Here is a 15,489-nt window from a genome sequence, read left to right as displayed (position 1 = left end):
GACGTGGGTATCGATGACGGGCGTTGCGAGTTGCGGTGTCATGGTTCCAGGCAATTGGCTGGCGGTGACGTGGCGACCGACGCTACCGACGGATCCGGGTTGCGTCGGCGATTGCGGTCGCGACCCGCGCGCGGCTATCCGCTCGGCGATGAGGCCCGGGTCCGCGGTCAGGATGACCGCGAGGTCCGCCATCAGGACGTGCGCGTTCCGGCCGAGGAAGAACGGGAGCGCCACGCCGTCGAGCTGCTGGATGACGTTCCAGACGGCGCAGTCCTCGGCGGGCTCGGCTGACCACCGGGCTGCCCCGCTCGCCGACCGGGGCGACTGTCCGCAGCACCGGTACCCTGCGCGGCCTCACCGCCAAAATGCGCGATACCCCCGACCCCATGCCCTACCCTTGCGGCGATCGCCCCGTACGCCGACGGCCGGCCCGCATCGTCGCCAACACCCGCGTCAGGACCGCCTCGACGCCTGTGCGGCATCCTGCACCGGATGGGCGTCGACGTCGCCACCGACCTCGGACTGGATCGAGATCCGGCCCGGCACGCCGCACCCGCGCCCGTGGAGATCGAGACCCACGGCGAACACCGTATCGTGATGTCCTTCGCCGACTCCTTCCTTCACGCACCCGGGACCACCTGCGACGACCCCGGGTGCGTGCGGAAGACGTTCCCCGGATTCCCCGAGGGGTTCGCGGAGTTCCGGGGGCGGCTCAGCGCTCGTAGATGCTGACCTCCCACAGCGCGATGCCGCGGCCCGTGTTCGACCGGCCCTCGCCGCTCAGGCGCACATAGCGCCCTTCGGCGGCGAGGCCGCGCAGCTCGTCCGCGCCCCCGTCCACGGTCGCCGCGGCGTGCACGGTCGTCCAGGACGTACCGTCGTCCGACACCTCGACCCGGTACGACTTCGGGTACGAGGCGTCCCAGTTCAGGCGCACGCCGCCGATGGTGCGGCGCTCACCCAGATCGATGCGCAGCCACTGGGAGTTGGAAGCCTGGCTCTCCCAGCGGGTGGACGCGTCGCCGTCCACCGCCTGCGCGGCCGCTCGGTCCGCCGAGATCTGCCCGGAGGCGGCCACCGGACGGTTCAGTGCCAGGTCGGGCAGCCCGACGTTCAGCACCCGCGACAGGAAGCTGTCCGCCGTACCGCCGGTGAGCTGCTGCGGGATCGCCGCCAGCGCGGCCCGCTGCTCGCGCAGCACGTCCGCGAGACGCGCGACCGTTGCCGTGTCGCCCGCAGCGTCCGCCCGCAACAGCTCCACCGCGGTCCGGCCGGCCTCCCCGTACGCGCCGAGCTTCTTCAGCCACGGTCCCGCCTGCGCGGCGAACGCCGGGTCGCCCATGTCGCGCTCGATCCGGCCGGGAGCGTCCACCAACTCGCCGAAATACTTGTCCAGTTCGGCCAGTGCTTCCGCATCGGCGGGCTTCTCCCACACAGCCGCCACCAGAGCCTTCAGCCGCCCCGCGTCCGCAGTCGACGTCAGCGGCCCGCTCCGCGAGTTCTCCGCGAACACCTTCAGCGCCGCGTATGCCTTCCCGCCCAGCTCGCGCAGCGCCCGGTCCCAGGACGCCTCCGGGTCGTACTCGGCCGTGTTCCAGGTGAAGTCCGCTGCCGTGAACAGGGCGATCAGGGACGGCGCGTGCTGGTTCATCTGGTTCGTGGTGATGCCCTCGACCGTGCCGGTCAGCGCCGGGTCGCGGTCGGTCAGCGGGCCCAGGTGGAGTCGGTTGGGCGCGTAGTCGTTCACGGGGTAGTTGTCGAAGATCAGCATGTTGCGGTTGCCGTACGCCGCCTTCGCCGCGGTCGCCTGCGCGTTGGTGATCTGCGGGGAGACCACCTCCGGGCCGGTCCAGTAGATCGAGGTGTCCTTCTCCACCAGCTCGTTGTAGCGCTTCTTGTACGAGGACGGCGTCGCGTTCCAGTATTCGGTGGGGATGGTGATCAGCCGACTGCCCGGGTGGGACCTGATGAAGTTTGTGTACACGTGGTTCGTGACGTATGCCTGGGCCGCCGCCTTCGGGTTCGCGTCGCTGCCGAACTTCGCGCGGTCCGCCGCACAACTGATCGGGTTGGAGACGTCGTCCCAGCCGAGCGAGAGATCGCGGACGCCGATGTCGTACAGCTGCTGGAAGCGGGCGAGGACGAGCTTCAGCTCCTCGGGATCCGCGTGGCAGATGCCGTATCCGGGGGCGGTCGGTGCCTCCGGGCCGAGCCGGTAGATGAACCTGATGTGCCGCTTCTTCGCCTCTGCGACGATCGTCCGCAGCTCCTCCAGCCGCGCACCGCTGTAGGGCTCGCGCCACTTCTGCGCCGCGTTGTGAGGATCGCCGATGCGCGGGTGGTAGAGGAACGTGTTCTGCTTGTGCGCACCGAGAAAGCGGATCTCGCGCAGTTCGTCCTCGTACGACCACTTCGCGCCGTAGAAGGACTCCTGGCCCCCGCGGGTCGCGAAGTCCGGCCAGTCGCGGACGGTGGCGGAGACGACCTTGCGGCCCGTGAACAGCTGCAGGAAGGTTTCGGCGGCGTAGTACGTGCCGGTGTCGTCCACGCCGTCCAGGACGGTGCGGTGCCGGGAGACGGAGACGGCATACCCACCCGGCTTCAGGCCCTCGACGGTGGGCGACGCGGGACGCGTGTCGACGTACACCGGGTACGCACCCGGGCGGACCGCCGATGCCTGGGTGACCTCGCGCACGCCGGCCGCCCGCAGCGCTCCGGCCACGGTCGCCACGGCCTGCGGATCGCTCTCCCCGTCGCGCACCACCACGGCGCGTCGCGGTACCGGGAACTCCTTGCCGTACGAAATCTCATGCGGGACGGGTGAGACGGCCGGTGTTCGGTCACCGCCCCTGCCTGCTGCTTGCGCCGCCTCGGCCGCACCGGCCGACGGCGCCGCAAGCAGCCCCGCGACCAGCCCGGCCACCGCCGCGCCCAGCGCCGCCGCACGCACCGGACGTCTCCTCGTAACACTGTCGCACCCGTACAAGATGCCCCTCCTCATGAACCGTGGAAGATCGCTCCCGACATGCTCAACTCCCGTACGGACCATGGCAATGGACTCGGCTCCTCCTTCACATGGACGCAATGACGCCGCAGCGCGATGGCACAAGCAGCTCACCGATGACAGGGACTCCTGACACAGCCTGAGTGGGCGTTAAGTCCGATCTTCCTCGGTTCGTGATCGCTCGATCGTGGTACTGATCGCCATCCTGGCCGTCTGGTGGGCATGTCCATGTCGACATGCGGGGCGTGAAGAGAGAGCCGTACCTCAGCGACTCATCGGACGAGCAGTGGGCGTTGATCGAGCCGGTGATCACGGCCTGGAAACAGGACAGGGTGGCGCGGTCGGCGACCGGAGATCCCGGGTCCTGCGACCTCCGGGAGGTCGTGAACGCGATCTTCTATCAGAACCGGACGGGCTGTCAGAACTCCTAACGAAATGATCTCGAGGTGGTTGGATCACTCCGGAACCGTTGATCCGGGGGTGCGGGTGGCTCGGCCGAAGCTGTGGGAAGTAGACGACGAGCTGTGGGCGGTGATCGCGCCGCTGTTGCCCAAGATTCAGCGTCGAGTCCTGCATCCGGGACGCAAGCGGCATCCAGACCGGCTGGTGTTCCAGGGCATCCTGTTCGTACTGCACGCCGGGATCGCCTGGGAACATCTGCCGCAGGAACTCGGCTTCGGCTCGGGCATGACCTGCTGGCGCCGCCTGGCCGAGTGGACAGGGGCCGGGGTGTGACCTCGGCTGCACGAGGTTCTCCTTGCCAAGCTCCGCAGCGCGAACGCCCTGGACTTCTCTCGGACGGCGGTCGACGGCTCCCACGTTCGTGCGCTAAAAGGGGGCCCAAGACCGGACGAAGCCCCGTTGACCGGGGCAGGACGGGCAGCAAGCATCATCTGATCACCGACGCCACCGGCATCCCGCTTGCCGCCACCTTGACCGGTGGCAACCGCAACGACGTGACCCAGCTGATCCCGCTGTTGCAAGCGGTTCCTTCGGTGCGGGGCAAGCGCGGCAGGCCCCGTCGCCGCCCGGACGCGGTGCTCGGCGACCGCGGCTACGACCACGACAAATACCGCAGCCTGGTCTGGGATCTCGGCGTGGAGCCAATAATCGCCCGCCGGGGCACCGCGCACAGCTCCGGTCTGGGAGCTCAACGGTGGGTTGTCGAGCGCGCGTTCGCCCACCTGCATTGGTTTCGCCGGCTTCGGATTCGCTGCGATGACATCCACGAGGCTTTCCTCATCCTCGGCTGCACTCTGATCTGTTGGCGGCGGCTGAAATCGCTGCGGTAGCAGTTGCCAGTGACGGTTGGGATCAGCGGCGCTCCAGTCCCGTGCGGTCGTTTCGGAGCGGGCTGGAGGCCAGACCTGCAAGCCCCACACCGACGAGCATGACGGCGCAGACGACAAGGATGACAGTGGCGCCCTCAAGGTCGACAAGCGCGCCGAGCACGTTGTTCATGAGCAACAGGGCCAAGCTCTGCACGAGTACGAGCACCGCTTGGATGCGCGACAAGTGGGTGTCGGGCGATGACGCGAGAACCAGCGGCGCGATGTGCGCGGAGAAGGTCCCGTTACCGACGCCGATGATCAAGCCGGCGGCTATGGCTCCTGTCGTGCTGGGGGAGAGCCCGAGCGCGAGGACGCCCACGCCCGCCAGGACCAGCGCGCTCGCCGCCATCAGACCGGGCCGCCCCAGCGGCCCGCGTTTCACGACCACCAGGGTGACCGCCACCATGTCCACACCCTGCGCTCCGAACACCAGCCCGGCGGCTCCCGCGCTCCACTCCTCCTCTCGTGCGAGCAAGGGGAGCAGCAGGGACAGCACGGGCAGCAGGAATCCAGCCGCTGCTCCAGTGAGCCACAGACCTGGGCGCAGCACCGGATGGGAGAAGGCCACCTTCACCCCGCTCATGGCCTCCTTGAGGAGACCGGCCGTCCTTGGGGCCGGAGGCACTTCGTGCTGTGGGCGGATGACGGTCAGGACAACGAGGGTGAAGGCGAAGGTGACCGCGTTGACGACAGCCGCGCCCGCGAACCCGGCCAGGCCGACCAGCACGCCGGCCAGCGGACCGCCTCCCATGTTGATCACCTGGCCGCCGACCTGCCGCAGGGACAACGCACGAGGCAGCTGCGCTTTGGCCACCAGTCGACGGGGCATGGACCCGGAGGCCGGCAGATAGAACGCGTCGACGACGCCGACCGCAACGCCTGTTGCTATGAGCAACAAGGGCGGGGCTCCGAGGGAGTAGGCGGCGGCCGCAAGAATGAGCGAGAAGATCAGCATTGCCGCATCGCGGTGATCAGCACACGGCGGCGCTGATGCGGTCGCTGACCGCTCCCCCGACGAGGAGAAGCAGAACGCGGGGCAGGTTGATCGCGCTCAGTGTCAGCCCAGCGATGCTCCCGCCGTACTCGCTGGCTGCCCAGCCGAGAGCGAAGTAGAAGATCGCGTTGCCGACGAGTGACACCAGGATGCCGACGAGCCACAGCACGTAGGTCCGAGGCAGCCGATCCTGGCCCTGCCTCTCGTCACACATCTCCGGAACTGGGATGCCACCGGCTTCCACAGCCCCCTCGGCAGCCTCATCGCTGGCCGACACTGGGCACCCCCCGATTGATCCGGCTGATGACGGTGATCACGGGGCGACAGTGCCACACGGCACTGACATTGGGCCCGCTCGTCGTGGTGCCCGCTTCGGGGTGAACTGCCGCAGGCCGCTGGAGCTTTACTCGCTCTGGTCAAGAATCAGGTCTATTTTTTTAGGAGTTCTCAGCGCGACTGATGCGGACAGGGCGGCGGTGCGGGTGTTCCAGGACGGGAAGCTCGTCAAGGAGACGGACTACCCCTCGTTGAGCGGGTTGCCGGTCGGTGCCGGCCCTGCGGCGTACCGGATCACCATGGACACGTCGCGCCCGGCGTGGTTCCCGCTGTCCACCAAGACCAGCACCGTGTGGACGTTCAAGTCTGCCCGGCCGTCGAGCGGTATGGAGAACCTGGCGCTGCTGTGGCCGAAGTATGGTCTGGACCTGGGTGCGGAGAACACCACCCAGGGTGGCAGCGCCTATGACTTCGACTCGGCGTTCGCTTTGCAGGCCGGCGTTACCGCGGACATCGCCGACGTTGAGGTGGAGGTGTCCACTGACGACGGTGCCACCTGGAGCCCCGCGATGGTGAAGACCAAGAGCGACGGCCACTACACAGTCTTTGTCCGCCTTCGCCGACACCGCAGAAACTCTCCTGGCTCCAGGCACACTGCAACCCGCCACCGCAGTGAAACAACGAAGACTTCGTTGTGGGATTCGTTTCGCTGAATGGAATCCGCTGTTTGCCCACTTAAAGTAACCCACCGGGTTACGCCCTTCAATTGCCCCCGGTTGGCGTAACCCGGTCGCCTATCTGCCTGAAACAGGCCGATCGCGGATCGGTCTTGGATCACACGCGCCCGTGCGGTGGGGAATGCGTAGAAGGAACGATGGCCATGAATGCGAACTTCTCTGTGCTGGTCCGGCGGTCGCGCACGTGCCTGGCCGCTGTCGCCGTTGCCGGAGCTCTGGGACTGCTCAGCGCGTGCGGCGGATCGTCACACCCTAAACCGGGGGGCTCACTGAGTCCCGGCACTGGCCAGACCTTGCCTGGAACGCCCGGTACCTCCGGAACGGGCGGTACGGTCAGCCCACCACCCATCACGCCCTCGACCTCACCGACCGGCCAATCGTCCGCTCCGGCGGCCGCCAACGCGGTGACGATCAAGAACTTTGCGTTCTCCCCGGCCAAACTGAAGGTCAAGGCGGGCACGAAGGTGACCTGGACCAACACCGACCCCGACACTCACACCGTCACCAGCAAACAAGGATCGGGCGGGCCGCTGAAGTCGCCAGGCCTGGCCACCAACGACACCTACAGCTACACCTTCACCAAACCCGGCACCTACGCCTATTACTGCACCATCCACCCGTTCATGACCGCCACGGTGGAGGTGACCCCATGACCGAACCCACACGAGAATCCGACGGCGACGGCGAGCACGGTATGAGCCGCCGTCAGCTCATGCGGCACTCCGCCTGGTTCGGTGGCGCCGTCATCCTGACAGTCACCGGGGGTGAGGTGATCAGTCATGTCGCCGGTTCGTCGGACCCCACCCCAGCGGGCAGCGCAGACCTGCGGTTCGTGCAGGTCTCCGACAGCCACATCGGCTTCCATGGCCCACCCAACATAGATGTCGCCGGAACGTTCAGCGCAGCGCTCACCCAGGTCAACTTCCTCGGGTTCCGGCCAAATTTCGTCATGCACAGCGGCGATCTGACGCACCTTTCCACCCCTGCACAGTTCGACCAGGTCAAGCAGATGCTGTCGCAGCTGCGCACGGATCGGATCTTCACCGTGCCAGGTGAGCACGACTCGATCGGAGACAACGGACGCGCTTACCGACAGGCCTTCGCCAAAAACACCCTCGGAGACGGCTGGTACAGCTTCGACACCCATGGTGTGCACTTCATCGCGCTGATCAACACTCTGCACCTTGAGCAACTCGGCCACCTGGGCAGCGATCAGATCGACTTCGTCCGCAAGGACATCGCCGGCGTGTCGTCGGACACCCCTATCGTCGTCTTCAGTCACATCCCGTTGTTCGCGATGTATCCGAAGTGGGGCTGGGGCACCAACGATGCCATGCAGGTGCTGTCGATGCTGCGCCGTTTCTCCTCAGTCACCTGCCTCAACGGGCACGTCCACCAGCTGTTCACCAAGACCGAGGGCAACATCACCTTCCACTCGGCCGCCCCCACCTGCTACCCGTTTCCCAAACCCGGCCACGGCCCAGGCCCCATTCCGCAGGTGCTGCCCGCCGGACGCCTCAAGGATGCACTCGGCATCCGCACCGTCAACTACCAGCAGGGCAGCCACGCACTGGCGGTCAAGGACGAGAAACTCACATGACCCCCCGGAGCCTGCCCGCCCTCGCACTGCGCTTGGTGCTCGCCGCCACGCTCGCGGCAAGCGGATACATCCACGCCCAGCTCTACATCGACGGATACCGCTTCATCCACGTCATCGGCCCGTTGTTCCTGCTGCAGGCCAGCGCAGCCTTCGCAGTTGCCGCACTTCTCCTGTTGGCGGCACCCCTGCTCCTCCGAATCGCCGCCGCCGCTATCGCGTTGGCGCGCTCGCCGGGTTCGCCACATCCCGCACCATCGGGTTGTTCGGGTTCACCGAACGCGGCCTGCAGCCCGCCCCGCAGGCGCTGCTCAGCCTCATCGCCGAGACGCTCACCCTGCTGACTGTCGTGGCCTGGCAGGCGTTCGAGGTCCGGCGACACCGGCGCACCCGGCCGCACCATGACGAGACCAGCCGAGTGCGGCCCGACCTCCGCACCACGAAACCGGACAGATGAACCAGACACTGACGTGCCTCCGCCCGCACAACCCGCTCCGATGACCGTCGTGCATCTGCGAAGGGCCGTACTTCGGCGATGTCCGCCCGCCCTCGTCGTCCCGGCCGGTGCTGTAGGCGGTCCGACGACTCGGACACCTATGGCTCTACGGACCCGGCCTCTCCTTCACCTGGGTCGGCATGTCGCTCTCATCGGCCGTCCGGTCCAACCACTCTCTTTGATCCGCGTACCTGCTGGCGCGCCGGCTGGACCCGGACGGGACGCATCGGAGGTAGTGGCGAGATCGGCCCGCAACGCCTGGAGAACCCCTTGAGAAACCCTCGCTTCGCGACCGCCTCGGTCGCCGCTGATGCCGTGCGTGCCATGGTGCACATCGGTTGCTCCGGCGGCAGAAGGACCACGATCGGCGTGAGCCCGCAGCCCGCACCGGCGGCGGTCGCCTCCGCCCGCACCGATCCTCGCCTTGTCTCCGGGCCGTCGGTCCGCACCACCGGCACTCCCAGCGCCGCGCTCGGTACCACGTGGAGTGCCGTCCATCTCCAGGGCGGCAGGATCGAGAGAGGGGGCGGCTGATCACGTGGATGGTCTCGCTCACCCTGCCAACCACCGACGGCGCTACGGCGTCCTGTGGATGCTCCTGCCCGTGGCAGTCACGGTCGGCCTCTACTGGTACGGCCGGGTACACACCCCCGCCTACGAGACCAGCCTCTTCGGGCAGCACGGCGACGACGCCAGACTGCTCAAAGCCCAACTCGGCTCCGCACTGCTGGGCCTGGCGCTGATTCAGCTACTTCTCGCCCTTTGGATGTACGGCCGTCTGCCCGCACTGCGAACCGCACCGCACCGGGTCAACACGACGCACCGCCTCATCGGTCTGACCGCCTTCCTCCTCTCCCTCCCCATCGCTCGGCACTGCATCACCGCCTACGGCGTCCAGCTGACCGACACCCGCGTGGCGCTGCACTCGCTCACCGGCTGCTTCCTCTACGGAGCCTTCGTCGCCAAGGTCATCGTGGTCCGCCACCGCCACTGGCCCAGCTGGGCACTCCCTCTGGCCGGAGGCACCCTCGTCACCGCGATCGCCCTGATCTGGTACGCCGCCGCCCTCTGGTACCTGAACGACTTCCAGGCACCCGGTCTGTGAGCAGAGCACGAGACGTCGCTCCCGGCAGCCAACGGCGGCCCCGGCCGGACTGACAACACTGCGGTGAGCGACACACTGGCCAGCGACCCCCTGTACTTGAGCGGTGCCTCCCGGTGCACTGGAAGCCGATGCGGGCGAGAGGTATCAGCGGCGGGACAACGCCTACGGTCGGGCTGGTGTTACTGCGGCGAGGCTGGCGAGGGAGATTCCGGTGAGGTGGCCAGTGGGCTGGCGGCAGGGTCTTGTCCATGCGCTGATGAGCTGCGGTCGTTCCTGACCAGGGCATACACCAGTGCTCCTGTCGCCTGCATGAGGGCGATGCCGGGCAGGTACCAGTGTGCGGTGCCGACGGTGGCAACCCCGGCGAGAGCGGAACCGGCAGCGGCTGCGGAAATTTTCAACCCGGCCCCGATGGTGAACACCTGCGTGCGCCATTGCGGCGGGGAGTGGTCGGCGCGGATGCGGAGGGTCGCGGTCAGCACGAGGCCGTCACACGCTCCGGCCACGGCGAAAAGGGCTGCCGCAACCGGGACCGCAGGAACCAGCGACGCGGCCGCGAGCCCGATGGCGGTACCGAGCAGACCGATGACGGCCAGCTGCTGCGGCTGCACTTTGGGGTGCAGCCGGGTGATCCCGAGCGTCCCCGCCAAGGCGCCCGCAGCCAGGCATCGATCACATGCGCCCATGGCTTGATCACCTGGTTGCCCAGATCCGACCGCGGCGCCGGAGCCGGAGGCTTGGGCGGCCCGTCGCTCTCCAGGTACTTCTTGACCGTGCGCCAGTTCAGGCCGGTCTCCCGGGCGATCTGCGAGATGCTCGCGCCCACCTCATGCAGAGACCGGAAGCGCCGCAACTCCAGACGACTGTCCGCAAGGGCGTGTTCGAACTCGAGGCCGGAGTCGATCCGCTGCCCGAAGGGCGTATCCGGCGCCCTGACGGCGGGCGGATGCGGGTCGAGGCGATCGACCCTGAGCTGGTTCCGGCGCTGATGGCGCTGGTCGAACCGGACGAGCGCGGTGATCCGATGTCGCCGCTGTGCTGGACGACGAAGTCGCTTCGGAGCACTAGGTCCGGGTGGTCGAACTCGGGCCAGGCACGGTGACCGTGCGGTGACGCCCGCCTTGTCGGCGTACGGACTTTTCTCCCCAGTTGCGTACGGAGGAACGTCCCCAGCTCTGGCCACGGGCAGCGGCAGCACGGCAGAGGATCTCGGTTGAGATTGATGCCCCAACCAGGGACACTCGCGCGATGAGTCACAGCACATCGTCTGAACCGATCGAGCGAGGGTGGGACGAGCCCTGGTATCGGGTCCGCATGGAGGACTTCGAGGCGTCGTTCTTGCCCAGCGACGGCGAGGACTTGGACGAGGTCTGCAACGTCGATGTCTTCGTGACTCTGAAGGATGGATCTCGTTGGACCGCGACCGCGTTCACCGTCGCGGAAGTCGAGCGCCTGATGAAACTCTGGGCAGGAACCGACGAGGCCCTCGGGGGCCGGTACTTCTGGGTCTCGGACGGCCTGATCGTCAGGGATCCCGGCATCGACAACATGACCGACGTGATCGCCGGACTGATCGAGAACGGCGAGTTCTCCGAGATCTTTCAGCGGGTGATCAACAACTGATCAAGCGCTTGGTCACCGGAAGCAACGTGGGTCGTCAGGCTACGTCGTTGTCCCGCTCGATCGCCTTGAGGCGGTTCTTGAGCCGGTAGCTGGGGCCGTTGATGGAGATCACTTCGCAGTGGTGGAGGAGGCGGTCGAGGATGGCGGTGGCGAGGACCTCGTCGCCGAAGACCTGGCCCCACTCGCTGAAGGTCTTGTTCGAGGTCAGGATGATCGAGCCCTTCTCGTAACGCTTGGAGATGACCTGGAAGACCAGGTTCGCCTCCGCGCGTTCGAGCGGCTGGTAGCCGACTTCGTCGACCACGAGGACGCTGGGACGCAGGTAGGTGCCGAGCTTGTTCGTCAGTCGGCCAGCGGCCTCGGCTGCCTTGAGGTTGCGGACCATGTCGTCGAGGCTGGTGAAGTAGACCGAGTAGCCGGCCCGGCAGGCCGCAACCGCGAGAGCGACGGCGATGTGCGTCTTGCCGACCCCGCCCGTTATCGCCGGTTCGTTCGTGATCTGAGCACGTTTTTGCAGCTCAGAATGGTTCTTCGATCGATGTGACGTGGTCAGCAGGGGCCGATGGTTCGAGCCCGTGGGACGGGAGTGTTTCCGCCGCGGCGGGCGAGTTCGCGTCGCAGGTCGAGGTTCTCGCCGTGGGCTTGCTCGAGCGCGTCCCGCAGGGCCTGCACTTCTTCTCGGTGTTGCTTCTTCAGGCGGGTGATCTGGCCGGTCAGCGCGAGGACGAGGGTGCTCTGCTCGTCCGCCGGAGGTGCCGGTGCGGGAACCGGTCGGGCCTGGGCCCGGAGTCGTTCGATGCGTCCTCGCAGGTCGGGGTGGTTATAGAGGAAGGCGTGAGAGACGCCGGCCTCGCGCTGGACGGCCTGGAAGGTGATCGGCTCACCGCGTTTGACCAGGGCGCGGATCGCCTTCTCTGCCGCGGCGGTCTTGGCCTGGGACTTGGCCTTCGCAGCAGTGGCGAGGGTCTGGGTGCGCTTGGCGCGAGCGTCGTCGGTCATGGCCGGGTCCTTCGGTGACGATCGAGGTCGAGGGCGAGCGGAACGGGGCCGGTGGGGGCGGCGCCGCAGCCGGCGCCCTGGACGGCGCGTCCGGGCTTGGAGCGGAGGGTGTCCAGGAGCTTGGTGAGGGCTGCGTGTTCGGCCCGCCGCTGCAGCAGCCAGACGTTGTCCTCGGGCATCGGGCGGCCGTGCCGCTCCTGGAACGCGGTGATGCTGCGGCTGATCAGCGCCTCGGTCTCGGTCAACTGCCGTTCCAGGGCACTTTGATGAGAGGCGTCGGTGACGAAGACCGAGCAGGTCAGGCAGGCGTTTCCCTTGTCGCAGGTCTGCAGAGGCGGCAGCAGGCACCAGCCGTGGGGCAGGAACCGGTCGGCCCGGTTGAACAGGTGGAGGCTGTCATGGTCGTCACGGGAGAAGGCGACGTGGGTGCCGTCCGCGCGGAGTTTCGCGGTGGCCAGGAACGCCTGCTCGGCATGTTCCTGGCGAGCGGCGACGTAGTGCATCGTCATCGACGGAGTGGCATGCCCGGCATAGCGCATCAACACGTGGACGGGCAGGCCGAGTTCGGCAAGCCGGGTCAGCTTGGTGTGTCGGAAGCGGTGGGTGTGGCTCAGGCTGACGGACGTGCCCCTGCTGTCGGTGATCTTCACGATCTTGCTGAACTCGCGGAGCATCCAGTTGTAGCTGCCCGAGGGATAGGGTTTGCCGCCCTGACGGTTGCCTCTTCGTTGCATGAACAGGTGGCGCGGGGTGACATCGGGGAAGTGATCACGGATCCACTGCTTCTGTTCCTCGATAACCGCGACGACCTCGGCGTCGATGAGGATGTTGTCCGGCGCGATATCGATCTTGCTCTGTGCGTAGTGGAAGCGGGCGATCTGTTCACCCTCGGCAGCGTCGACTGCCCGGTCGGGGACGGGGGAGAGGCATTCGAACCGGCAGGTGCGGATCTCACTGGACCGCCGTCCGGTGAGGATCTGCAACAGGATCATGCGCATGGCCTGCGGGTCGTCGAAGCCGCGGGCAGTCACCTGCTGTCCGTCGCCGCGGGTGACGAGCATCTGCTGGTCGCGGCTGAGTCCGAGCAGGGGCAGGGCGGCGGGGATCTGGGCGAGTGCGTGGCCGTCAACATAGTGCTCGTCGTTGAGTTCACGCCGGCCAGGGATGCGGGAGACCTGCCGGAACCAGCCGGCGGCATGCGCGTCGGTGACTCGCGACCACGGATGCGGCCCGAGGACCTGACGAACCTCGGCAGGATTGGCGGCGACGAACGCGAAGAGTTCAGCGACGGCCCGCAGGTCGTCGTTGACCTGGCGGACAGCCACGGGACGGTGGGCGAACCGCTGCTCGGACTGTCGCAGGAGCCGGTTGGCGGGGTCGGACGCCCAGCGTCGGAAGGCGGCGGCCACCTGAACCGCGTGGGCGGGGTCGCCCAGGACATCGAGCGGGTCGGTGAAGGTCTCGAGCCACCGGTCGAAGCGGACGAAACACCGCATCCTCTCCTGGCTCACCGTCGACCAGCGCAGGGTGCCAGCCTCCAACTGCGTGCCCAGGCACCACTTCACGGCCTCACGCAGCCACGGCTGAGTGATCTTCGAGGGTGAACAGCCGTAGTGGGCCTGGGGTTCGTGCTCCGCCAGCGGGATCCGCGGATCGCAGCGGGGATGCCATTCGTCCAAGGACCACCAGCGGCCCTCCGAGCAGCGGACGAGGAGGGCCAGGCGGGAGAAACGGAAGATCACCCGTAGTCGGGCGACGCTGCCGTGCGGCGGGAGCCGCCCCCAGCGGGTGGCATAGAACCACCGTTGCAGGGCCGCGGCCTTCTCCCAGTCCATGGCCCGCATCGACGTCGGGAAGGGATGATTGTCGCGGATCGCGCGGCGCAGGATGTTCGCGAACTGATTGGTGCCCAGCACCGATGAGCGGGTCCCATCCATCGCCTGCCAGTGCGACATCCAGGCCAGTTCGGCGGCGATCACGTCGGGCAGACCGGTCAGGTCGATGCTCCGGTCGCCGTTCTCGGTGATCTTCTCCCAGTCGGCGATGCCGTCCCTGATCACCGGCCCCTTCCAGGGGCCGGGCAGCTCCCGCCAGAGCCGCCAGATCGGATCCTCGCCGCTGAGAGCGTGCAGGTGGCGCTGTTCACCGGCCATCGTCGACCTGCCAGGCGGAGATGTACGACTTCCAGTTCGCCGCGGCCCGCAGGGCCTCGTCCTCGCGGACCCAGCCATAAAGATCGAGCGTGGTCTGCACGTGTGCGTGACCGAGCCGGCGGGCGACCACCCACTCCGGTGTCCCGGCCAGCAGCAGCGCGGTCGCGTGGCTGTGGCGGAACCAGTGCGGCGTCCAGGAGGCCGGACCGATGCCCTTCTTGCGCAAGGCGGACACCTTGTCCCGCACCGTGCCCTCGCGCAGGGCGGCCAGCAGCGGCGGCCGCTCCAGGTTTACCAGCAACGGCGATCCGGTATCGATCTCGACGCCGACCTCGGCGGCTCGACAAGCGAGTTGGGTGAGGTAGTCGGCGAACAGTCGCTCCAGGTCGCAGCCGACATAGACCCGCCGCGGGCGCATCATCTTCACCCTCGCCCCGTTCGTGTTGTCCTCGCGCGGCACGATCTCGATATAGGGAGTGGCGCCGCGGCCCATCACGAAGTCACAGATCCGCAGGCCAAGGGCCTCGCCCAGGCGCATCCCGGTCTCCGCGAGCAGGGCGAACAGCAGCCGGTCGCGCAGGTTCCCGTTCCAGTCGCCGACCGTGGCGTCCGGCATCGCGCAGCCGTCCAGGATCGCCTGGATCTCGGTCGGCAGCAGCAGCGGCGGGCGCCCGCGATGCCGCTGGCGCCGGACCCTGACCAGCGAGGACGGAGCGGGCACGGTGCGGGCGTCCAGGTGCGCGAGCAGCCCCCGGGCCGGGGCCCGGCGCGGTGTCCCGCGCATGAGCCGGCCCGCGACCGGCACCGAGAAGACCGCCTCCTGCCAGCGGTAGAAGGAGATCAACGCGGCCAGTCTCGCCTCCAACGTCCCGGCCTCCGGGGCCTGTTCGGGCTCGATCAGGGCGTGCTCGACGGTGCGGCCGTTGCGCAGCCAGGACAGGAACCCGGCGACCGCCGGGACCCCGACGTCGCTCCACCTTCCGGTCTCGTCGCGCTGTTCGAGGAACGTCCACCACTGGGCCAGCGAGGTCGCATAGCCGCGGACCGTGTTCGGTGACCACAGCTGCCGATGGGCCTCCAGCCAGTCCTCGACCGGTGCGACGGTCCGGTACCTCTCGTCGATCACGGTCCACGTCCGCTGCCCGTTCGCGGGCCGGACCGCCAAACTGTGTGC

At 67.8% G+C, this 15,489-nt stretch carries 16 protein-coding genes and 4 pseudogenes; 12 read left to right on the top strand and 8 right to left on the bottom strand.

The genetic code is table 11. The features are described 5' to 3' along the window. The first annotated feature begins 3 nt into the window (after positions 1 to 3). Positions 4 to 291, top strand: a complete 288-nt coding sequence (locus ABT115_RS20450) for a hypothetical protein (RefSeq protein ID WP_351791591.1) — start codon at positions 4 to 6, stop codon at positions 289 to 291. A gap of 201 nt (positions 292 to 492) precedes the next feature. Next, positions 493 to 732 carry a carboxyvinyltransferase gene (locus tag ABT115_RS20445; RefSeq protein ID WP_351791589.1) on the top strand — a complete coding sequence of 80 codons (240 nt, stop codon included), beginning with the start codon at positions 493 to 495 and terminating at the stop codon, positions 730 to 732. On the opposite strand, the gene ABT115_RS20440 is transcribed toward ABT115_RS20445, so the two are convergent. Then, complete coding sequence (locus tag ABT115_RS20440; RefSeq protein WP_351791587.1) at positions 713 to 2,950, bottom strand: beta-N-acetylglucosaminidase domain-containing protein; 2,238 nt, start codon at positions 2,948 to 2,950, stop codon at positions 713 to 715. The two genes, ABT115_RS20445 and ABT115_RS20440, sit on opposite strands and share 20 nt — an antisense overlap. Positions 2,951 to 3,249: 299 nt before the next feature. On the opposite strand from ABT115_RS20440, the pseudogene ABT115_RS20435 reads away from it, so the two are divergent. Continuing rightward, a pseudogene (locus tag ABT115_RS20435) lies at positions 3,250 to 3,426 on the top strand (transposase); the annotation flags it as partial. A 64-nt stretch (positions 3,427 to 3,490) separates the two neighbouring features. Next, positions 3,491 to 4,296 (top strand): annotated as a pseudogene (locus ABT115_RS20430) (IS5 family transposase). Positions 4,297 to 4,318: 22 nt separating this feature from the next. Here the strand turns inward: ABT115_RS20430 and ABT115_RS20425 are convergent. Continuing rightward, the gene (locus tag ABT115_RS20425) at positions 4,319 to 5,290 is read right to left on the bottom strand and encodes an MFS transporter (protein WP_351791585.1); all 972 of its coding nucleotides are present in this window, start codon (positions 5,288 to 5,290) and stop codon (positions 4,319 to 4,321) included. A 16-nt stretch (positions 5,291 to 5,306) separates the two neighbouring features. Next, the gene (locus ABT115_RS20420) at positions 5,307 to 5,543 is read right to left on the bottom strand and encodes a hypothetical protein (RefSeq protein WP_351791582.1); all 237 of its coding nucleotides are present in this window, start codon (positions 5,541 to 5,543) and stop codon (positions 5,307 to 5,309) included. Positions 5,544 to 5,706: 163 nt separating this feature from the next. Between ABT115_RS20420 and ABT115_RS20415 the strand changes: the two genes are divergently transcribed. The 6 genes from ABT115_RS20415 (at position 5,707) to ABT115_RS20390 (ending at position 9,540) form a co-directional block, all read left to right on the top strand. Beyond that, the gene (locus ABT115_RS20415) at positions 5,707 to 6,318 is read left to right on the top strand and encodes a hypothetical protein (protein ID WP_351791580.1); all 612 of its coding nucleotides are present in this window, start codon (positions 5,707 to 5,709) and stop codon (positions 6,316 to 6,318) included. A 317-nt stretch (positions 6,319 to 6,635) separates the two neighbouring features. Continuing rightward, positions 6,636 to 6,995, top strand: a complete 360-nt coding sequence (locus ABT115_RS20410; protein ID WP_351791577.1) for a cupredoxin domain-containing protein — start codon at positions 6,636 to 6,638, stop codon at positions 6,993 to 6,995. Further along, entirely contained in the window at positions 6,992 to 7,942 is a 951-nt protein-coding gene (locus tag ABT115_RS20405) for a metallophosphoesterase family protein (RefSeq protein ID WP_351791574.1), read from the top strand. Before ABT115_RS20410 ends, ABT115_RS20405 begins: the two co-directional genes overlap by 4 nt. Positions 7,943 to 8,201: 259 nt before the next feature. Further along, the gene (locus tag ABT115_RS20400) at positions 8,202 to 8,396 is read left to right on the top strand and encodes a hypothetical protein (RefSeq protein WP_351791571.1); all 195 of its coding nucleotides are present in this window, start codon (positions 8,202 to 8,204) and stop codon (positions 8,394 to 8,396) included. A gap of 309 nt (positions 8,397 to 8,705) precedes the next feature. Continuing rightward, the gene (locus ABT115_RS20395) at positions 8,706 to 8,969 is read left to right on the top strand and encodes a hypothetical protein (RefSeq protein ID WP_351791569.1); all 264 of its coding nucleotides are present in this window, start codon (positions 8,706 to 8,708) and stop codon (positions 8,967 to 8,969) included. A 58-nt stretch (positions 8,970 to 9,027) separates the two neighbouring features. After that, a complete protein-coding gene (locus ABT115_RS20390; protein ID WP_351791742.1) occupies positions 9,028 to 9,540 on the top strand; it encodes a DUF6529 family protein in 513 nt (170 codons plus the stop codon). A gap of 179 nt (positions 9,541 to 9,719) precedes the next feature. Here the strand turns inward: ABT115_RS20390 and ABT115_RS20385 are convergent, their stop codons facing one another. Next, complete coding sequence (locus ABT115_RS20385; RefSeq protein WP_351791566.1) at positions 9,720 to 10,226, bottom strand: hypothetical protein; 507 nt, start codon at positions 10,224 to 10,226, stop codon at positions 9,720 to 9,722. 170 nt (positions 10,227 to 10,396) lie between these two features. On the opposite strand from ABT115_RS20385, the pseudogene ABT115_RS20380 reads away from it, so the two are divergent. Together ABT115_RS20380 and ABT115_RS20375 are read left to right on the top strand one after the other, a co-directional pair. Beyond that, positions 10,397 to 10,600 (top strand): annotated as a pseudogene (locus ABT115_RS20380) (ISAzo13 family transposase); the annotation flags it as partial. 188 nt (positions 10,601 to 10,788) lie between these two features. Beyond that, positions 10,789 to 11,163, top strand: a complete 375-nt coding sequence (locus tag ABT115_RS20375) for a hypothetical protein (protein ID WP_351791564.1) — start codon at positions 10,789 to 10,791, stop codon at positions 11,161 to 11,163. A gap of 34 nt (positions 11,164 to 11,197) precedes the next feature. On the opposite strand, the pseudogene ABT115_RS20370 reads toward ABT115_RS20375, so the two are convergent. From ABT115_RS20370 to ABT115_RS20355, 4 genes and pseudogenes are all read right to left on the bottom strand, one after another. After that, positions 11,198 to 11,635: pseudogene (locus tag ABT115_RS20370) on the bottom strand (ATP-binding protein); the annotation flags it as partial. 77 nt (positions 11,636 to 11,712) lie between these two features. Beyond that, the gene (locus tag ABT115_RS20365) at positions 11,713 to 12,162 is read right to left on the bottom strand and encodes a DUF6262 family protein (RefSeq protein WP_351791561.1); all 450 of its coding nucleotides are present in this window, start codon (positions 12,160 to 12,162) and stop codon (positions 11,713 to 11,715) included. Continuing rightward, positions 12,159 to 14,315: a tyrosine-type recombinase/integrase gene (locus ABT115_RS20360; RefSeq protein WP_351791558.1), complete on the bottom strand. Its 2,157-nt coding sequence runs from the start codon at positions 14,313 to 14,315 to the stop codon at positions 12,159 to 12,161. Before ABT115_RS20360 ends, ABT115_RS20365 begins: the two co-directional genes overlap by 4 nt. Next, positions 14,305 to 15,441, bottom strand: coding sequence for a tyrosine-type recombinase/integrase (locus ABT115_RS20355; RefSeq protein WP_351791555.1), 1,137 nt, complete (start codon positions 15,439 to 15,441; stop codon positions 14,305 to 14,307). The genes ABT115_RS20360 and ABT115_RS20355 overlap by 11 nt, the downstream gene beginning before the upstream one ends. Between the last annotated feature and the right edge of the window lie 48 nt (positions 15,442 to 15,489).

The organism is Streptomyces sp. NPDC001832 (assembly GCF_040297265.1).
GTDB lineage: Bacteria > Actinomycetota > Actinomycetes > Streptomycetales > Streptomycetaceae > Streptomyces.
This window is presented reverse-complemented; position numbering and strand designations above follow the sequence as displayed.